At 37.1% G+C, this 19,811-nt stretch carries 14 protein-coding genes; 1 reads left to right on the forward strand and 13 read right to left on the reverse strand.

The window, feature by feature from the left end:
- Positions 1–478: 478 nt before the first annotated feature.
- From purL to BM088_RS22465, 3 genes are all read right to left on the reverse strand, one after another.
- Positions 479–4,378, reverse strand: coding sequence for a phosphoribosylformylglycinamidine synthase (gene purL, locus BM088_RS22455; RefSeq protein ID WP_091990143.1), 3,900 nt, complete (start codon positions 4,376–4,378; stop codon positions 479–481).
- 179 nt (positions 4,379–4,557) lie between these two features.
- Complete coding sequence (locus BM088_RS22460; protein WP_091990145.1) at positions 4,558–5,271, reverse strand: response regulator transcription factor; 714 nt, start codon at positions 5,269–5,271, stop codon at positions 4,558–4,560.
- Between the two features lie 156 nt (positions 5,272–5,427).
- Positions 5,428–6,732: an inosine/guanosine kinase gene (locus BM088_RS22465; RefSeq protein ID WP_091990148.1), complete on the reverse strand. Its 1,305-nt coding sequence runs from the start codon at positions 6,730–6,732 to the stop codon at positions 5,428–5,430.
- A 123-nt stretch (positions 6,733–6,855) separates the two neighbouring features.
- Between BM088_RS22465 and tadA the strand changes: the two genes are divergently transcribed.
- The gene (gene tadA / locus BM088_RS22470; protein ID WP_091990150.1) at positions 6,856–7,368 is read left to right on the forward strand and encodes a tRNA adenosine(34) deaminase TadA; all 513 of its coding nucleotides are present in this window, start codon (positions 6,856–6,858) and stop codon (positions 7,366–7,368) included.
- On the opposite strand, the gene BM088_RS27375 is transcribed toward tadA, so the two are convergent.
- From BM088_RS27375 to galE, 10 genes are all read right to left on the reverse strand, one after another.
- Positions 7,365–7,532, reverse strand: coding sequence for a hypothetical protein (locus BM088_RS27375; protein ID WP_177208143.1), 168 nt, complete (start codon positions 7,530–7,532; stop codon positions 7,365–7,367). The two genes, tadA and BM088_RS27375, sit on opposite strands and share 4 nt — an antisense overlap.
- 132 nt (positions 7,533–7,664) lie before the next feature.
- Entirely contained in the window at positions 7,665–9,023 is a 1,359-nt protein-coding gene (gene mltF / locus BM088_RS22475) for a membrane-bound lytic murein transglycosylase MltF (RefSeq protein ID WP_091990153.1), read from the reverse strand.
- A 53-nt stretch (positions 9,024–9,076) separates the two neighbouring features.
- Positions 9,077–10,798: a tetratricopeptide repeat protein gene (locus tag BM088_RS22480; protein WP_091990155.1), complete on the reverse strand. Its 1,722-nt coding sequence runs from the start codon at positions 10,796–10,798 to the stop codon at positions 9,077–9,079.
- Between the two features lie 219 nt (positions 10,799–11,017).
- Positions 11,018–12,535 (reverse strand): YifB family Mg chelatase-like AAA ATPase, encoded by a 1,518-nt coding sequence (locus BM088_RS22485; RefSeq protein WP_091990158.1) that lies wholly within the window; start codon positions 12,533–12,535, stop codon positions 11,018–11,020.
- A 111-nt stretch (positions 12,536–12,646) separates the two neighbouring features.
- Entirely contained in the window at positions 12,647–13,267 is a 621-nt protein-coding gene (locus BM088_RS22490; protein WP_091990160.1) for a trimeric intracellular cation channel family protein, read from the reverse strand.
- 146 nt (positions 13,268–13,413) lie between these two features.
- Positions 13,414–14,037: a 3-isopropylmalate dehydratase small subunit gene (gene leuD / locus BM088_RS22495; protein WP_091990162.1), complete on the reverse strand. Its 624-nt coding sequence runs from the start codon at positions 14,035–14,037 to the stop codon at positions 13,414–13,416.
- The gene (leuC, locus tag BM088_RS22500; protein ID WP_091990164.1) at positions 14,037–15,437 is read right to left on the reverse strand and encodes a 3-isopropylmalate dehydratase large subunit; all 1,401 of its coding nucleotides are present in this window, start codon (positions 15,435–15,437) and stop codon (positions 14,037–14,039) included. Before leuC ends, leuD begins: the two co-directional genes overlap by 1 nt.
- A gap of 127 nt (positions 15,438–15,564) precedes the next feature.
- A complete protein-coding gene (leuB, locus tag BM088_RS22505) occupies positions 15,565–16,644 on the reverse strand; it encodes a 3-isopropylmalate dehydrogenase (protein WP_091990167.1) in 1,080 nt (359 codons plus the stop codon).
- Between the two features lie 5 nt (positions 16,645–16,649).
- Entirely contained in the window at positions 16,650–18,197 is a 1,548-nt protein-coding gene (leuA, locus tag BM088_RS22510; protein ID WP_091990169.1) for a 2-isopropylmalate synthase, read from the reverse strand.
- Between the two features lie 596 nt (positions 18,198–18,793).
- Positions 18,794–19,810: a UDP-glucose 4-epimerase GalE gene (gene galE, locus BM088_RS22515; RefSeq protein ID WP_091990171.1), complete on the reverse strand. Its 1,017-nt coding sequence runs from the start codon at positions 19,808–19,810 to the stop codon at positions 18,794–18,796.
- Position 19,811: the final 1 nt, after the last annotated feature.

Below are 19,811 nucleotides of genomic sequence, written 5' to 3' on the forward strand. Positions count from 1 at the left end.
AACCGAAGTTAAGAAGGTAACTTAGAACTCAATCTGCAAGAGTGCCCACACAGATGATTACTTATTGTTAAAGAACGTTTCAAGCGAAGTAAACGTTGCCGTTAATTGCTTGGGGTGCGAATAATACACCTTAAAAACCTTGAGTCAACACTTAATTTTAATTTTCTTTAGAAGAAGTTTCTTTCTAAAAAATCGTTAAGTTTTACTTGCCTCGCCAACCTAGCTAACTTGCTACATCCCTTTAAGAATGTTGCTTGCCGTCTGTGTCGGTGGAGGCGCAGTATAGAGAGATTTGGATTGAGCGCAAGTGTTTTTTTAAGAAAAGTTAAAAAAAACGCGCGTTCGATTACAAATCAAACGAAACGGCTCAAAAACAGACGTTTTATTCACTTAGCCTACAAATCATCTTTAAAATTACACCAGTTAAAAAAAAAACCGCTAAAAGCGGTTTTTTAATATCAATTGACTAAAAAGTGAATTAACCGATATGTTTACGTGCGTTGCGGAACATACGCATCCATGGGCTATCCTCTTTCCACTCATCTGGGTGCCAAGAGTTAGCTACTGTGCGGAATACACGCTCTGGATGCGGCATCATCACTGTTGAACGACCATCTGTACTTGTAATAGCCGTAATACCTTCTGGCGAACCATTTGGATTATTTGGATATTGCATCGTAGGCTGACCATAATTATCAACGTATTGCGCTGCCACTGTACCACTAGCTAATGCTGCTTTAACTTCATCACCATTAGCAAACTCAGCATGACCTTCACCATGAGATACAGCGATTGGCATGCGAGAGCCAGCCATACCTGAGAAAAATGCAGATGGATTTTCTTGAATTTCAACTAAGCTGAAACGTGCTTCAAAACGCTCTGATTTATTAGTCACAAAACGTGGCCAATGTTCAGTACCTGGGATCAATTCTTTTAATGTTGAAAGCATTTGACAACCGTTACATACACCTAGTGATAAAGTATCTTGACGGTTAAAGAATGTTTCAAACTCGCCACGTGCGCGCTCATTGAAAAGAATCGACTTAGCCCAACCTTCGCCAGCACCTAATACGTCACCGTAAGAGAAACCACCACACGCAACTAAACCTTTAAATTCTTCTAGAGATAAGCGACCTTCTAAGATGTCACTCATATGAACGTCTACAGCAGCAAAACCAGCACGGTTGAATGCAGCGGCCATTTCTACATGAGAGTTAACACCTTGCTCACGCAAGATAGCCATCTTAGGCGCAGCACCTTTTAGGATAAATGGCGCAGCCACATCTTCATTTAAATCAAAAGTAAGTTTAGTATTTAAACCTGGATCTTTAGCATCCGCTTTTGCTTCATGTTCTTGCTTAGCACAATCAGGGTTATCGCGTAGAGATTGCATTTGGTAAGTTGTTTCAGCCCACATAGTACGGTATTCAGTACGTGTATTTTCTAACACTACTTCACCGTTACGAGTGAAACTAATTGTATCAGTATCATTTAATGAACCCGAGTTTACTGGACTTAAGTCATGGCTCATTGCGGCTAAACCGTTCGCAGCTAACACTTCAAGTACATCAGCTTTATCAGCATCACGCACTTGAATTACACCACCAAGTTCTTCGTGGAATAATACTTCAATATCTGAACCAGTTAATGAATCTAAATTAACAGATACACCAGTATGACCCGCAAATGCCATTTCAGTTACAGTAGTGAATAAACCACCGTCTGAAATATCGTGGTAAGCTAATAACTTTTCGTCGACAACAAGTGACTGCATAGCTTCATAGAAGCCTTTTAATACTACAGGGCTATCAACGTCTGGCGTTGTTTCACCTAATTGCTTATAAACTTGTGCAAGTGATGACGCACCTAAACGGTTTTGTCCAGCACCTAAGTCAATTAAGATAAGTGATGAGTCACCTTTATCTGAGCGAAGCTCAGGAGTAACTGTTTTACGTACATCTTCAACACGGCCAAATGCAGTGATGATAAGTGATAATGGAGACGTTACAGATTTATCTTCGCCAGCTTCATCCCATTGCGTTTTCATCGACATTGAATCTTTACCAACTGGGATAGTTAACCCAAGTGCTGGACAAAGCTCTTCGCCTACCGCTTTTACTGCTTCGTAAAGACCCGCATCTTCACCAGGGTGACCAGCAGCGGCCATCCAGTTTGCTGAAAGTTTAATATTCTCTAAACCACCAATATTAGTACCAGCGATATTAGTTAATGACTCAGCTACTGCTAAACGAGCAGAAGCACCGTAGTTAAGTAATGCAGCAGGAGTGCGTTCACCTAGTGACATAGCCTCACCGTGGTAAGTATCAAATGCAGCTGCTGTTACAGCACAATCCGCTACGGGTACTTGCCAAGGGCCAACCATTTGATCACGTGCAACTAAACCTGTTACAGAACGGTCACCAATGGTGATTAAGAAAGTTTTTTCTGCGATTGCTGGTAAACGCAATAAACGTGCAGCAGCATCTTCAACTGTAACGCCATCAAAGTTAAATGCTGTACCTTGCGTTTTTTGTGTTTTAACATCGCGGTGCATTTTAGGTGCTTTACCTAATAATACATCTAATGGTAAATCAACAGGGTTATTATCAAAGTGGCTATCAGCAACTGTTAAGTGAGATTCTTCTGTTGCTTCACCAATCACAGCATATTCTGCACGTTCACGCTTACAAATCTCTTCAAATGTCGCTAAATTCTCAGGTGCAACCGCCATTACATAACGTTCTTGAGATTCATTACACCAAATTTCATGTGGTGCCATGCCTGGTTCATCATTTGGTACGTCACGTAGTTGGAAAATACCACCTCGGCCACCGTCATTTACTAACTCAGGGAATGCATTTGATAAACCACCAGCACCGACATCATGAATGAAAGCGATAGGGTTTTTGTCACCTAACTGCCAACATTTATCAATAACTTCCTGACAACGACGTTCCATTTCAGGGTTTTCACGTTGTACAGATGCAAAATCTAAGTTTTCGCTAGACTGACCTGATGCCATTGAAGATGCAGCACCACCGCCTAAACCAATATTCATTGCTGGGCCACCTAAAGCAATTAGCTTAGCGCCTACAGGAATATCACCTTTTTGTACGTGATCTGTACGAATATTACCTAAACCACCAGCAAGCATAATAGGCTTGTGGTAACCTCGTACTTCTTCGCCGTTATGGCTATTTACTTTTTCTTCGTAGGTACGGAAGTAACCTAATAAGTTAGGGCGACCAAATTCATTATTAAATGCTGCGCCACCTAGCGGACCTTCAGTCATAATATCTAATGCATTTACAATTCGACCAGGTTTACCAAAGTCAGTTTCCCAAGGCTGTTCAAATCCTGGGATACGTAAGTTAGATACAGTAAAGCCAACTAAACCTGCTTTTGGCTTAGAACCACGACCAGTAGCACCTTCATCACGAATTTCACCACCTGAACCCGTAGCAGCACCAGAGAATGGCGCTATGGCAGTTGGGTGATTATGCGTTTCAACTTTCATCAAGATTTCAATACCTTCTTGATGATAGCTATATTCATTTTCACTATTTGGAAAAAAACGACCCGCTGTTGAGCCTGTCATAACCGCTGCATTATCTTTATAAGCAGACAATACGTTTTCAGGGTTTTTCTCAAATGTGTTTTTGATCATTTTGAACAGAGATTTAGGCTGCTCTACACCATCGATAGTCCAATCTGAATTGAAGATTTTATGACGACAATGCTCTGAGTTTGCCTGAGCAAACATAAATAATTCGATATCGTTTGGATTACGACCAAGCTTAATGAAATTTTCAACTAAATAATCGATTTCATCATCCGCTAGTGCAAAACCTTGCTCAATATTTGCATCAGCTAATGCTTCACGACCACCAGATAAAATATCAACTGATGACATAGGTGCAGGATCAGCAGTTGTAAATAACTGCGAAGCATTTTCAAGTTTAGTATGTGTTGCTTCAGTCATACGGTCATGTAATAGCGTCGTCACTTGTGCCAACTGCTCAGCAGTTAAATCACCTTCAACATAATATGCAGTACCACGTTCAACACGGTGAACTTGGCTTAAACCACAGTTATTAGCAATATTAGTTGCTTTAGAAGCCCAAGGAGAAATAGTACCAGGACGCGGTGTTACTAATACCAATGAACCAGCAGGTTCATGCTCAGCAACAGTCGGACCGTAAGTTAATAGCTTTTGTAACTTATCATTTTCAGCACTGTTTAACTCAGCTGTTAAGTCAGCAAAATGCATAAATTCTGCATAAACGCCAGTTACAGGTAGTTTTGCGTCTGCGCAAGTTTTTAGGATTTTTTGAACTCTAAAATCAGACAGTGCAGGTGCACCACGTAGGATCAACATAGATATTTTCATCCGGGGTTAGGAATTGAACGATATTTTGAAGCGGTATTATAGTTGAAAATAACGTCAGGATCTAGCAGGTTTTCAGTATGAATAAAGAGCTTAAACTTGTCATTTATGACAAGAAAATACAACTTATTGAACTTATTATAAGTTGTATTGTTAAATAATCTCTTGAGTTAAGCTAATGAAAGCATATAGCCTTTTCCACGTACTGTGACAATTCGTTTTTGTTCTTTTTCATCGCCTAATTTTTTACGTAAACGACCAATTAAAACATCAACTGTACGATCTGCAGGACTCCAATCTGGCTGACCTATTTCTTCAGACAACTTCTCTCTTGAAGTCGCCTTTCCCGAGTTTGAAATTAAACAAATTAAAACCTTATGTTCAGCCTCTGTAAGACGTATTTCTTCACCTGCAGTAATTAAAGTACGATGCTCTGGATGCAATTTAAAGTCAGCGTATTCAATATATTCATCTTCTTCATCAGCTTGCTCTTTATCATCAATAGACAAGCGTTTGCATAAAGCACGCATACGTAATTCTAATTCTAATAAATCTACTGGTTTACAAATATAATCATCAGCGCCTTGCGCTAAACCAGCGATGCGATCAGCTTGAGAATCCCGACTCGATAAAACAATTACACCAATATCGGTGAGCGTATTGAGCTCTTTAGCTAATAAAAGACCATCTTTTTGTGGTAAAACAATATCAACAATTGCTAAATGAATTGATTTAGAAGCATCATTTTGAGTCGCTTGCACCACACCTAATGCAATTGCACCAGTACTATCAACAACAAAGTTAAATTCAGAATTTTGAAAATGACTTTTAATGCGTTTAACTAGCAACTCGTCATCTTCAACTAATAAAACTCGAATTGTCATCATTAATCCAAAATACCAAATAATCTAATTATAGTATCATCAATAAGTTAAGATATAAAAAGCCGTTACAGATTAAATTGTGAGAATATGTAAGGAAATGGATACGAAAAATACACTCTAGGTTTGCAAAAAACAAACCTAGAATCAAGTTCTAAATTATTGTTCCCAGTGAGCCTGATCTAAACACGCTTCTCGCTCTGGTAAACCTCGAGAAAGTCTGGGAGAGTGCTGCACTAAAACCTCATAACTGACACGATTAGCATATTTACTAATTTGTGATAAAGATGAATAGGTTAATGCCTTTTGCTGATGTTTACTTGAGTTAGGAACATTTAATTTATGATATACATTTGAACTTAAGTCATGCAATACAGCTGCCAACGCACCGTCTCCAGCACCATTCGTATTTTTTATTGCATCTGGCCCACCCATATAAGGCGCACTGTGAGTGAATGCTTTAATAGGTGTCTCACAATCAATACGCTTCATAGCGCGGGAGTACTCGTATTGGTTAAAATCGGTAATTGCACCAGGCATTAATGCATGCTTAGTATGCCTTTTCCAACATTCATCAATATAGCCTCCCAAGAACATGCCTTGTGCTCCAGCAGTACAAATAACCATGTCAACCCAGTCTAAAGCTTTATTGGCCGCAAGTAACGGATCTTCAAAACCAGTTATTGCAAAACCTTCTTCTTCATTCATCGCTAAAATATCAACATGCTCAGCAACAAATGTTTGCCACCAAACAGGATCTTGCTCAATTAAAAATTTAGTGCCTAAGGTAAGAACAACAGGAACACCCGCTTTATTTGCACATTTTACGGCTTTGATTGCCGCCTGAGTCATAGTATCTTCTTTTTCAGTCCTCATTAGATACGAGCTGATCACCAATGCCGCAGATCCTGCAATGAGGTCTTCATCTATCGACTCTGGACGTAAGCGATTCATTAAACCAGGACTAATGGCAAAAGTTCGCTCACCAGATTCATCTATTAATGTAAAACAACGGCCTATTGGCCCATCAACGCCTTGTAAATATCCAAGATCTACACGACTAGAAGTATTACTAATAAAACGATAAGCATAACTCCCGATTTTAATGTTTTCACTCATAACACCTAACAGTACAGAGCGATCATCAGCTAAAACTGAATAATTATGCATGGTATTACCTATGGTGCCACCCGCAAATTCATAATCAACCAAATTTTTATCTTGGAGCTCTTGGTATAGCGCTTGTGTGGTTTCATCATCAATTACCTGAGACATACCACGATGCAAACCAAATTTTGTTAAAAAGCTGCTATCAACTTTAGCTTCGATATCGACCACGATTTGATCTATACCAACAATGTAACTGCGCTTCAAAGAATTGGCACTAATTAATTGTTTAGTGAGTGGATCTTTATCTTCTACCGGGAAGTAATGTTTATGCCTACGGCGCCCAGGAAACTTCATAACAAACCTGTATAGCTAATTTTAAATAACAAAGCTGACAATTATAACTCAAGTAGCCCGAAGAGAGTTAATAAAATATAATAACGCAAATGAAAATGGTCCAAAGTGAAAATAAAAATCAATATGAGTAATAATCAATCAGACAATAAATATGATGATGAATATTGGATGCAAAAAGCACTTGTTATGGCAGATAAAGCAGAACAAGAAAACGAAATACCTGTCGGTGCTATTGTCGTTAAAAATAATAAAATGATTGCATCTGGCTGGAACCTTTCGATTTGCACCCATGATCCTTCTGCTCATGCTGAAATGCTTGCAATAAGAGAAGCGGGTAAAAAGTTAGAAAATTATCGTATGTTAGGGTGTACTTTATACGTCACTTTAGAACCCTGCTCTATGTGTGCAGGTTTATTAGTACATAGCAGAATTGATCGTTTAGTTTTTGGTGCACATGATTTAAAGACAGGCTCAGCAGGTTCAATTATGAACTTAGTACAGCATGAAGGCCTAAATCATCAAATAGAAGTCACTTCCGGAGTATTATCGCAACAATGTGGTCAAAAAATTTCTGACTTTTTTAAACGAAGACGAAAAGAAATTAAAGCTTTAAAAAAAGAAAAGCGAAATAACTAACTCGCTTCGCTACTTTGAATGGCTTCTTCAGCCAAAATTAAGGTAAACATTCTTCTACGTAAGCTTATTTTTCGTTGTGCATTTCTTAACATAATACGACGCCTAATAGGTGAAGCATTGGTTACATTTCGTTTAAATCTATATGTTTTGCGCTTTTTTAACATATTTTCTCCGAGAAAGTGAGAGTTGAGAAAATTCAGAATATTAGGATTTATAAAGAAAACAGCGATTAACATTCCATTTATTGAACAGAATATACTGTTCTTCCATAACAGTTTTATGAATTTAAAATTAAATCATTCTTGGCTGGCAACAACTTCCTGATCATCAAGCCAAACTAATGTATCATAATAACGACGAATATTATCAACGTAAGTAACAGCAACATCACCCCGAGCATAACCATATCGTGTATTTCGATAATAACGCTTTTTACTTAAAAATGGTAAATACTTTTTAACATCAACCCACTTATCAGGATCTGCTCCTGATTGCTCAGTTAACTTTCGAGCATCATTCACATGGCCCCAACCTAAATTATAAGATGCTAATGCAAACCAAAGTTTGTCAGGAAACATAATTCTATCAGGAATTCGATTAATTAATCGGCTTAAATAAATCCCGCCACCACGAATATTTTGTTCTGGCTCTAAACGATTTGTAACACCAACTTGCTTTGCTGTTGCTTGTGTAATCATCATAATGCCACGCACACCAGTAGGCGACTTAGCCCTTGGATCCCACATAGATTCTTGATAACTCATAGCCGCTAATAAACGCCAATCTAAATCTTTAGCATATTCTTCGAACCAATGTTTGTATTTAGGTAATACCTTTTTTGTGGCCTTTATAAAAGATAAAGTATTAATGTAATTAAACTCTCTGACATGACCAAAGTACTTCTCTTCTAATATATTTAATTGCCCATTTTTTTGGATAACACCAAAAAACTCAATTAATAAGGCATAGAGAGAGTCATCCGTATTTTTTGCCAACATCCAGGCGACCGGCTCATTTTTAGTAACAGAAAAACCTATACTCAATTGCGGATGATAACGTCGAAAAACCGACAATGTACTAGAGTCAGCTATGGTATAGTCAATTTTATCATCAATAATTGCCTGTAATAGTTCTGACTCGTCCATATCATCAGTCTCATTCCAGTTTAATTGTTCAAACTTTTGTTTTGCTTCTAGTAGACTATCTGAATGGCTGCTTTTAGCTAAAACAGTTAGATTACCATTTAGCTGAGTAAAGTTTCTGGGACGTTTTTGACCTTGTTTAAAAACAAGTTTTTGACTAATTTCACGATACTGAGGAGAGAAACGATATTTATTTAACCGAGTTTCATTAATGCTTAAGCCAGAGGCTATAATATCTATATTGCCATTTTCTAATCGAGGAAATAAATCACTTAAATTAAAAAAAGGCACGATCTCTAATTCAACACCAATAAAATCAGCAAATGCCTGCGCTAATTCATATTCAAACCCTTGTTCACCTTCAGAATTTTGGTAAAAAGTACTGGCACCAACTAAAGTGCCAATTCGAATTTTATTTTGAGCTGATATTTTATTTAGCTGAGTATGACCGTTTGGTTCAGAACAAGACATCAGTAAAAAAACACATAATAAAACACACCTATTTCTCAAAATAAACAGTACCTCCTACCAATGTTTAATAATTTAAAACTATTCAATAGTTTCTATCACCAGGTTGCTATTTCATTACTTTTAAAATTTGCCAAGTTCAATTCAAAAGGTGCCATATAAAAATCATCTTTCCAAGCTTTTTTAACTGCCGTTTCTTGATGATCTACAGCTTCTTCAAATTTACCCAACTTAGCATAAGCTGCTGCCATATATTCATATGCTCTAGGATCATCAAGTTCATCAGCGACTTGCTCAGCTAAAACGATTGCCTGTTCAAGCTCTGTTTTATTATTGGAATGTTTTGCATAAAAACCTGCCAATATTCTTTTTGCAGCTAAATATTCAGCTTGAGATGCAGAAATTAACCAATACTTTGCTTTATCAATATCTATATTAGGAGCATTTTGTGAACGCATAATACATTTTGCAGCTTGTACCTGTGCTGGTATGTAGCCACTATCAGCTGCTATTGTTAATAATCGCATATTACAGTTTGCTCCTAATAAAAACAGGCTTTGCTCATGCCCCCCTTTAGCTGACTCCTTTCGCCAGTAGCTCGCTATTTCATATTTCGATTGATTAACAATTGCTTTTAGACTGACATGCGCTCGATTGATATAATTTGAAAATTCTTTATTACGTTTATTATTATTATAGAAAAACTCAGCAAGGTAAGGCCCTTGTTCATCAGATAATTTTTTAGGTTGAGAAAATTCCAAATCCCATTTTTTAAGTGTTTTTTCTGCATTCACTTTTAGCTCATTTGGAATATTTACATGCTTAAACTCTTGGTGTCGTACCACTTCCCCCGATTTATTTAACCAAACTAAATAGTTAAAATTAAAAAAGTCAGTCTTTATTTCGCTGTTATATTTAAAAACAGGTTGTGCAGTTTTAGGTAAAAATGCATTAATAGGCTCCTGACTCGATTCAACTTCTGATTCAGGTAAGGCAATAACAAAATCAGGTAAATCATTCATTAGCTCTAGTAAATTTGATAATTCTGCTTGCGCTTCAATATCACCAGAACGTGCTTTGCCATATAAACGTTTCTTTTTAGCTGTAATTGACTTAAGTATTTTTCCTGAAAGGTCACCGCTTTTAAATACGCCTGAAAATTGAGCATTCGAAAAAGTCCGTAATGAACCTGCAATTTTTATAATTTGATAACGAGATTTTTCTAATTTTTCAGCAACACTTTCACCAAACTCTTTTTCTGGATATGTACTCAACAAAACTAAATCTCGAGGCACACCATTTCTATCGATATCAAAAATATAAGATGCAAAACCAGGGACCCCATCTCTGGCTAAAGATGATGGATATTCTACCTCAGGGTTTTTACTTCGTTTAGGAGGTGGGTTATAGCTATGATTATTAATAAGTGCCGTATTTATATTATTAGAGCCATGTTGGCCATATAATCCAATAAGTTCAACAGCTTTACTTTGTGCTTTTTTCAATTCGATATCAGATAAACGCTTTATTACTGATTTTCGAGCCTGCTTTGCCATCATAAAGCCATTGTCGATAGCTACCGAGAAATAAGCATAAGACATAACATTATTAACTTTAGTCCCTTGACCCCTTAGATATTGCACACCTAAATTAAACTGACTTTTAGCATGACCAAGGGAGGCTGTTTGTTCATATAACTCAAATGCTTTTTGATAATCTTGATCTAAATAAGCATCCATAGCTTGAGTTGCATTTGCAAATAACTTAGGACTGAAAAATATAAAGAGAAAAAAACTGAAAGTGAATGCTAGCTTATTCAAACTGGGCTCCCTGTTAGTTGGTACGTGGCCTTTAAACTTTAATCGTGTAAAAAATCAAGCCATTTGGATGTCGATGTTAACAGCTGGTAAACAATGGTGCAAATGAGAAGTTTGCAATTATATCAATATGCATTGTAATCACTTAAGAATAAATACTTAAAGTATATTTTAAAATCCATAATATTGACTTAAACATTAAAATAACACAGTTTAAATAAGTTATACTTTTGCTAACTGCGCTAAAAGCCGTTCGAAAGAACGATAACTAAGTGCTTCTTTTAAATGATTTATATTTATATTTTTACAACGTTTTAGATCTGCAATAGTTCGAGAGACCTTTATAACTCTGTGATAAGAACGGGGTGACAAACCTAATTTTTCACTTATTTTAGCTAAATAAACAAGTGTTCCTTCATCAAGTGGACAGAAAAGTGAAATCTCTTTATTTGTTAAATATGCATTAGCCTTATATTGTCGCTTTAATTGTATTTCTCGGGCTAATTTAACTCTGCTTTTAACTTGCTCATTTGTTTCTGTGGTTTGTTGAGATTGTAGCTCTTGACTAGAAATACGTGGAAGTTCCACTTGTAAATCAATTCTATCTATAAATGGTCCTGATATTTTAGACAAATATTTGAGTACCTGATCTGGACTGGCACGTTTATCGGTATGACAGCCTGTAGGGCTAGGGTTTAAGGCGGCTATTAACTGAAATCTAGCGGGAAATTCACTTTGCCTTGCAGCCCGAGAAACCATCACTTTTCCGGTTTCCATTGGTTCACGTAAACTATCCAATACTTTACGTTCAAATTCAGGAAGCTCATCTAAAAACAAAATACCATTATGAGATAAACTAATTTCTCCTGGTTTTGGATTTGATGAACCTCCCACTAAAGCCACCGCAGAACAAGTATGATGAGGATTACGATAAGGGCGTTTTTTCCAATTATTTAAATTAAGCTGCTGCCCAGTAATAGAATACACAGCTGCAGTTTCAAGTGCTTCACTGTTAGTCATTTCAGGCATGATACCAGTCATACGCTGTGCTAACATAGATTTACCAGTACCTGGCGGACCTAAAAAAAGTAAATTATGTGCGCCTGCCGCTGCAATTTCTAATGCACGCTTGCCCTGTAGTTGACCTTTAACATCAGATAAATCAAATTCAATTTCTGTATTTGATTTTTCAGTATGCCTTGAATAAATTTGATTAAAAGGCAAAGATTGTTGACCATTTAAATCCAGCCATACCTGCTGCAAACTTATAACAGCTTTTCGATTAGCATCTTCAATTAAGCTTGCTAACTCATCATCAGCGTGAGGAATATAGCAACAACGTTTATTACGAGTTGCTGCCATTATTGAAGGTAAAATAGCATTGACGGTCCGAATTTCGCCGCTTAAAGCAAGCTCTCCATAAAACTCATAATGATCTATTTCTGAATTTTGTAATTGTCCAGACGCCAACAAAATACCTATTGCAATTGCTAAATCAAACCTGCCACCATCTTTTGGTAAGTCAGCAGGTGCGAGATTAACTGTGATCCTTGAATCTGGGAATAAAAATTGAGAATTAACTAAAGCGCTACGGACGCGATCTTTTGATTCTTTCACCGATGTTTCAGGCAAACCTACAATACTAAAACTCGGTAGGCCATTGCTTAAGTGAACTTCAACAACCACTTCAGGCGCTTGCATGCCCAATAATGCCCTAGAGTAGGTTCTTGCGAAAGACATTCCTTGTCCTTAATTTAGAGAAATAATTTAAGTCTAGTAAACTTCAGTTCAGCAGCAAGTAATTAAATTTAAAATACTGCGAAAACACCTAAACGCTAGATAAGCTTCTCTCTACTTAGATTTTACATAATGGAAAACAGGTAAACTCCACCCCCACTTTAATGCGCCTAAACGTAACGATAACGTTGCTAACATACTTAAAACCATTGCAACCTCAGTATTAACTGAAAAATTTAAACTTTGAGTATAAACAATACCACCTAAAATACATGTAGTTGCATAAAGTTCACTTTTAAGTACCATAGGTGTTTGTCTGGCGAGTACATCTCGGATCATGCCGCCAAAACAACATGTAATTGTCCCCATCAATACAGCAGTCATATCCTGAACGCCGTAATCAAGCGCTTTTTGCACGCCCATAACAACAAAAAATGCTAACCCGAGCGCATCGGCAACTTCTAATACTATTTGTGGAAAATCTTTGTTTTTATTAACCCAAACAATAGTAATAAATGCAGCTACAAAAATTGAATATAAATAACTTTGATCTTGCAGCCAAAATACAGGTGCATCTAAAATCACATCACGCACAGTACCACCCCCTATCGCTGTTACAGATGCTAATACAATCACACCAAAACCATCAAGTTTTTTCCGATAAGCAACTAAAGTACCCGATACCGCAAAAACCGCAACACCAACCAAATCAAACCAATGAAATAAAGAATCCATAATAACCTAAGATAAATTACTCAATATAATGAAGTTAATATGCAATAAAAAAAAGAAGTTTACGAGGAATAAGTTTATAGAGGGGAGTTTATCCACGCTTTATATCAAATCATTAATGACATGATACAAAGCGTTTTAACTGTATTTTACTGCCAAGGCCGCTGCGCTTTTAACTTAGCCTCAAACGCATCAATTTGAGGGCTAAATGTTTCAGTCACACCAATAAAATCTAAACCGCTTAATAAACGTTGTTTAATATCAGGGCGAATATTAAAGTCGATTGGATCAAACTTATCACTGATCAATTTCTGGTTTTGTAGATCAACATTAATTTGAATATCTTGTTTATCAGCAAAACACTGCTCGCTAATGGCAAATAACTTATCTAATGTCGCTTCTGGTAAAGCAATCGCTAACATTTGATTGTTCATACAATTATTAAAAAAGATATCTGCAAAACTTTCAGCAAGGATCACAGTAAACCCATATTGTTTTAATGCCCAAGGCGCATGTTCACGCGATGAACCACAACCAAAGTTATCACGTGTTAATAATACAGTCGCACCTTGATAACACGCTTCATTTAAAATGAACTCAGGGTTTTGATCGCCATTATCTAAATAACGCCAATCATAAAATAAAGCTGCATCAAACCCATCACGACTCGTTGATGTTAAAAACTGCTTAGGAATAATTTGATCCGTATCTACATTATTTTTATCTAAAGGCGCTAATAAACCTGAGTGATAAACTTCATTACTTGCAGTCATTATGCTTTTCCTCTGATATCTACAAATTTACCATAAACAGCTGCTGCTGCCGCCATTGCAGGACTTACTAAATGTGTTCTGCCACCACGACCTTGACGACCTTCAAAGTTACGATTTGAAGTAGATGCACAACGTTTACCAGCATCCAATTTATCGTCATTCATTGCTAAACACATTGAACAACCAGGCTCTCGCCATTCAAAACCCGACGCTTTAAAGATATCTGCTAGACCTTCATCTTCAGCTTGTTTTTTAACTAAACCAGAACCCGGAACGATCAAAGCTTCAATGCCATTTACAACTTGTTTGCCTTCAACAATTTGCGCTGCAGCACGTAAGTCTTCAATTCGGCTATTAGTACATGAACCAATAAATACAACATCAACTGCGATATCTGCAATTGCTTGACCTGGTTTTAAATCCATATAGGCAAGTGCACGACGAATAGCATCAGCTTTAATTAGATCTGTTTCTTTATCAGGATCTGGAATGATCTCATCAATGCCAATTACTTGCTCAGGACTTGTGCCCCAAGTAACTTGTGGTTGAATATCATCGGCATGCATTATAACAACATGATCAAACTCTGCACCTTCATCTGATGCTAGTGTTGACCAATATTCAACAGCCGCCTGCCAATCATCACCTTTAGGTGCAAATGGACGGCCTTCTAAATAGTCATATGTTGTTTGATCTGGTGCAATTAAACCTGCTTTTGCGCCCATTTCAATGCTCATATTACATAAAGTCATACGCGCTTCCATTGAAAGCGCTTCAATACCCGTACCACAAAACTCTGCTACAAAACCTGTACCACCAGCCGTACCTAACTCACCAATTACCGCCATAATTAAATCTTTAGAAGTAACCGTTGGCTTTAAAATGCCATCAATTTGAATTTTAAGAGAACGTGCTTTTTTCTGCTGTAATGTTTGTGTTGCTAAAACATGTTCAACTTCAGATGTACCAATACCGTGAGCAAGTGCACCAAATGCACCATGAGTTGATGTATGGCTATCACCACATACGATTGTTGTACCAGGTAAAGTAATTCCCTGTTCAGGACCTACAACATGAGCAATGCCTTGCTCAATAGAGTTTAAATCATAAAGCGGTACGCCAAACTGCTCACAGTTATCAGTTAAAGCATTTAACTGATTTTGTGCCACTTCACTTGCAGCTGAGATTTTACGAACTTTGGTCGAAATATTATGATCCATAGTCGCAAATGTTTTATCTGTTCTTCTCACAGGACGGTTTTGTTCGCGTAAACCTGAAAATGCTTGTGGAGAAGTGACTTCATGTACTAAATGTCTATCTATATATAATAAATCTGTTTCATTATTTATTGCTGTGACAGTATGCGACTGCCAAATTTTGTCATATAAGGTTTGTGCCATTACTTGTTTCGCCCCAAAATTTTTTGCTCAGTACTCTAATCATAACTCGATAAAACTTTATGCTACTTTGCAAGGCTAAAGCCTAACCTACATAAACCTGTGGGTTGGGCTTGCGCCTAACAAAATATTAAATTCTTTCTACAATTGCCGCTGCTACATCACTTGTTGTGTAACGCTCGTTTGGATAAATATCTTGCGTGCCTATGCCAGCTTTAACAGTTTCTGCTACTGCCTTCTCAATTGCACGCGCCGCTTCTTCTTGCTTAAGAGAATAACGTAGCATAAGTGCCGCACTTAAAATTTGTGCAATCGGATTTGCAATGCCTTTACCTGCAATATCAGGTGCAGAACCACCAGCGGGCTCATATAAACCAAAACCAGTTTGGTTTAAGCTAGCTGAAGGTAATAGACCCATAGATCCGGTGATCATCGCACATTCATCAGATAAAATATCACCAAATAAGTTATCACATAAAAGTACGTCAAACTGTGCAGGATCTTTAACTAACTGCATTGCAGCGTTATCAACATAAATATAATCAAGTTCAACTTCTGGGTAACTCTTAGATACTTCAGTAACCACTTCACGCCATAAAATACTTGAAGCTAATACATTAGATTTATCTACCGAAGTCACTTTATTACTTCGTAATTTAGCTGCTTCAAAAGCAAACTTAGCGATACGCTCGATTTCAAAACGTGAGTATTTTTGTGTATCAAATGCAAATTCTTCAGCACCTTCACCTGAACGACCTTTTTCACCGAAGTAAATACCTCCAGTTAACTCACGTACACATAAAATATCAAACCCTTTTTCACTAATATCAGCACGAAGTGGTGATGCAGCACTTAAAGCTGGTAATAACTGTGCAGGGCGTAAATTACAAAATAAGTTAAAATGTTTACGTAGTGGTAATAAAGAACCTCGTTCTGGTTGCTCTTGTGGTGGTAAATCAGCCCATTTTGGGCCACCTACCGAACCAAATAAGATTGCATCAGCATTATCACATGCAGCTAGAGTCGATTCTGGTAATGCTTTACCAAACTTATCAATTGCAGCGCCACCAATAGCGTGATGTTCACGGTTAAGCTTTAAATTAAATTTATCACATACAACATCAAGTACTTGCTCTGCTGCATTCATGATTTCAGGACCTATGCCATCCCCGGCTAAAACTGCAATGTTAAATTCTTTTTGAGTAGTCATTTCTCTTATCCTGCTTTCTTCTGCTGCTTTAAACACATAACTTGCTGTGCACGATTAATTAAGTTGTATACGTGGATCATGGCACGAACCGATGATTCAACAACATCAGATGCTAAACCTGCACCGTGATATTGGCGGTCTTGATACTCAGTAATAATATCAACTTGACCTAAAGAGTTTTCACCTTTACCTGTTGCATCTAAGTGATATTGACGCATTTTAGTATCCATTTGAGTGATATTTCTCATTGCAGTATATGCAGCCTCTACAGGACCATCACCTGTAGCTGCTTGAGTAAATAACTCACCATTCACTTTTAAGCCTACTGTTGCACTGGCTACTGTTTGCGAGTTAGTTGTGGTATTTAAGAATTCAAGTTGGTAATAATCATTATTATCTGAGATTTTGTTAAAATAGATCATAGCTTCAAGATCGTAATCGTATACAGTACCTTTTTTATCAGCCAAAGCGATAAAACTTTGGTATAAGGTATCCATATCATAATCACCATTTTGGTAACCTAATTCAGTTAATCTATGTTGAATAACATGACGGCCCGAACGTGACGTCATATTCAACTTATTATTTGGTACACCTACAGTTTCTGGTGCCATAATCTCATAGGTATTTTGCGCTTTTAAAACACCATCTTGGTGAATACCAGAACTATGAGCAAATGCATTTTCACCGACGATCGCCTTATTTGGCTGCACTGGCATATTACAAATTTGACTTACTTGGCGAGATGCATGATAAATTTCTTCACTTTGAATATCACAATTCACACCTAAATGATCTGAACGCATTTTCATGATCATAGCAACTTCTTCTAACGAACAATTACCAGCTCGCTCACCAATACCATTAACTGTACATTCAATTTGACGCGCACCTGCTTGCACTGCTGCAATTGAGTTAGCAACAGCTAAACCTAAGTCATTATGACAATGAACACTTAAACGTGCTTTATCTATGTTTGGCACGTTAGCCATTAAATAGCTGATCATCGCAGCATATTCGTCTGGAGTAACATAACCGACAGTATCTGGTAAGTTGATTGTAGTAGCACCGGCATCAATCACTGCTTCTACCACTTTACATAAATCATCATGCGGTGTACGACCTGCATCTTCACACGAAAATTCAACATCTTGAGTGTAAGTTAATGCTAACTTAATTGATTTAACCGCCATTTCAATAGCTTTATCTAATGTTATTTTTAGCTTATGTTCTAAATGTAATGGGCTAGTAGCTATAAATGTATGAATTCGACTTTTTTCTGCAGGTTTTAATGCTTCACCACATGCTTCAATGTCTTTAGTGACTGCACGCGCTAAACCACATATCACAGGGCCTTTTACTTCAGTTGCAATGCGCTGAACTGCATTAAAATCTGCAGGGCTAGAAACAGGAAAACCCACTTCCATTACATCAACATTCAGACGACTGATAGTATGTGCTAAACGTAGTTTATCATCTTCAGTTAAGCTCGCTTTTAATGCCTGCTCGCCATCTCTTAATGTGGTATCAAAAATCCAAACTTTATCGCTCATACTATCACCTGTGCCCTATTACTTTAAATTCAAAAAAAAACCCCGCAATCTATGCGGGGTCTTTTTGTATTACTTGATGCAAATACACTAACGCCCGCAAACTCTTTGTAAGAGTTCCAGTTTTAAAAGGAGTGTAATTAAAATGTTTTTTTGCATCGTTAAATTCAGTTATTTAATTAATGATTAAATTATGATGCTATTTTTATCACCATTAAACACAATGGGCAAGCATAATTTATCCTTTGCAAATTAAAATAACCGGCCTTAACGGGAGTGAAAATTCAATATAAATAAAATTAAAGAATTAATTATTCAATAGGATAAAGTAAAATGACAAGTACACATCGAGTTTATAACTATAGGCAATAAATAAACTAATCCAGAATAAAGTAAATTACAGATAATTACTTAGGTAACACCGCAGGATTCGTACATAGGTGATTACTTGGTAATAACTCCCTTTACTGCTACACATATAAGCAAAATTATGATGAGTTATAAATTAAAGTTGGTATATAGGTATTTTATAGAATAGATTTTAGAAGTTTGATGCCATAGAAGTTATTAGACCTTAGATTTTAAGGCCTAATAAAAAACTAAGATGTATATCCTTGAGGGTTTTTACTTTGCCAGCGCCATGCATCGGCCATCATGGCATCTAAACCACGAACGGCTTGCCAATCTAACTCTGCTAATGCTTTTTCAGGGGCTGCATAACACGCTGCTATATCACCAGGTCGGCGAGGTACAACTTTATAAGCTAAATCATGACCACAGGCTTTTTCAAATGCTTTAAGCATTTCAAATACTGAATAACCATTGCCAGTGCCTAAGTTAAATACATGCGCACCAGGTTCTTTATTTATCTTATTTAATGCTTTTAAATGCCCTATCGCTAAATCAACTACATGAATGTAATCACGTACGCCTGTGCCATCTTTAGTATCATAATCATCACCAAATACAGCTAACTCTTTTAACTTACCAACAGCAACCTGAGAAATATAAGGCAATAAATTATTAGGAATACCATTAGGATCCTCACCAATTAAGCCTGACTCATGAGCGCCAACCGGATTAAAATAACGTAGAATAGCAAAAGACCAACGCTCATCAGATTTAGCCACGTCTTGCAATACCATCTCAACCATCAATTTAGATGTACCGTATGGGTTAGTTGTGCCACCAACAGGAAAGTCCTCTTGTATAGGTAAACTGGCAGGATCACCATAAACTGTAGCAGATGAGCTAAACACCAACTTAAATACATTTGCATCACGCATCGCATCTAATAAAGTTAACGTGCCCTGAACATTCACTTGGTAATATTCAACTGGCTTAACAGTTGACTCGCCAACTGCTTTTAATCCAGCAAAATGCACCACACTCTTAATTGAGTGTTTAGCAAAAACAGAATCTAAAAAAGCTTTATCTAAAATATCACCTTGATAAAAAGAACACGCTTTACCTGTTAGCTCTGCAACACGCTTTAGAGACTCTTGAGATGAATTTGCTAAATTATCAACAACAACAATATCTTCGCCTTGTTGTAATAATTCTAAAACGGTGTGAGATCCAATATATCCAGCACCGCCTGTGACTAAGATTGACATT

The organism is Pseudoalteromonas denitrificans DSM 6059 (assembly GCF_900112265.1).
GTDB classification, from domain to species: Bacteria; Pseudomonadota; Gammaproteobacteria; order Enterobacterales; family Alteromonadaceae; genus Pseudoalteromonas; species Pseudoalteromonas denitrificans.

What these genes read in the sequence shown, in the direction of transcription:
- purL (WP_091990143.1), bottom strand. Translation starts at nt 4,378, where the DNA reads ATGTTGATCCTACGTGGTGCACCTGCACTGTCTGATTTTAGAGTTCAA.
- BM088_RS22460 (WP_091990145.1), bottom strand. Translation starts at nt 5,271, where the DNA reads ATGACAATTCGAGTTTTATTAGTTGAAGATGACGAGTTGCTAGTTAAA.
- BM088_RS22465 (WP_091990148.1), bottom strand. Translation starts at nt 6,732, where the DNA reads ATGAAGTTTCCTGGGCGCCGTAGGCATAAACATTACTTCCCGGTAGAA.
- tadA (WP_091990150.1), top strand. Translation starts at nt 6,856, where the DNA reads ATGAGTAATAATCAATCAGACAATAAATATGATGATGAATATTGGATG.
- BM088_RS27375 (WP_177208143.1), bottom strand. Translation starts at nt 7,532, where the DNA reads ATGTTAAAAAAGCGCAAAACATATAGATTTAAACGAAATGTAACCAAT.
- BM088_RS22485 (WP_091990158.1), bottom strand. Translation starts at nt 12,535, where the DNA reads ATGTCTTTCGCAAGAACCTACTCTAGGGCATTATTGGGCATGCAAGCG.
- BM088_RS22490 (WP_091990160.1), bottom strand. Translation starts at nt 13,267, where the DNA reads ATGGATTCTTTATTTCATTGGTTTGATTTGGTTGGTGTTGCGGTTTTT.
- leuD (WP_091990162.1), bottom strand. Translation starts at nt 14,037, where the DNA reads ATGACTGCAAGTAATGAAGTTTATCACTCAGGTTTATTAGCGCCTTTA.
- leuC (WP_091990164.1), bottom strand. Translation starts at nt 15,437, where the DNA reads ATGGCACAAACCTTATATGACAAAATTTGGCAGTCGCATACTGTCACA.
- leuB (WP_091990167.1), bottom strand. Translation starts at nt 16,644, where the DNA reads ATGACTACTCAAAAAGAATTTAACATTGCAGTTTTAGCCGGGGATGGC.
- leuA (WP_091990169.1), bottom strand. Translation starts at nt 18,197, where the DNA reads ATGAGCGATAAAGTTTGGATTTTTGATACCACATTAAGAGATGGCGAG.
- galE (WP_091990171.1), bottom strand. Translation starts at nt 19,810, where the DNA reads ATGTCAATCTTAGTCACAGGCGGTGCTGGATATATTGGATCTCACACC.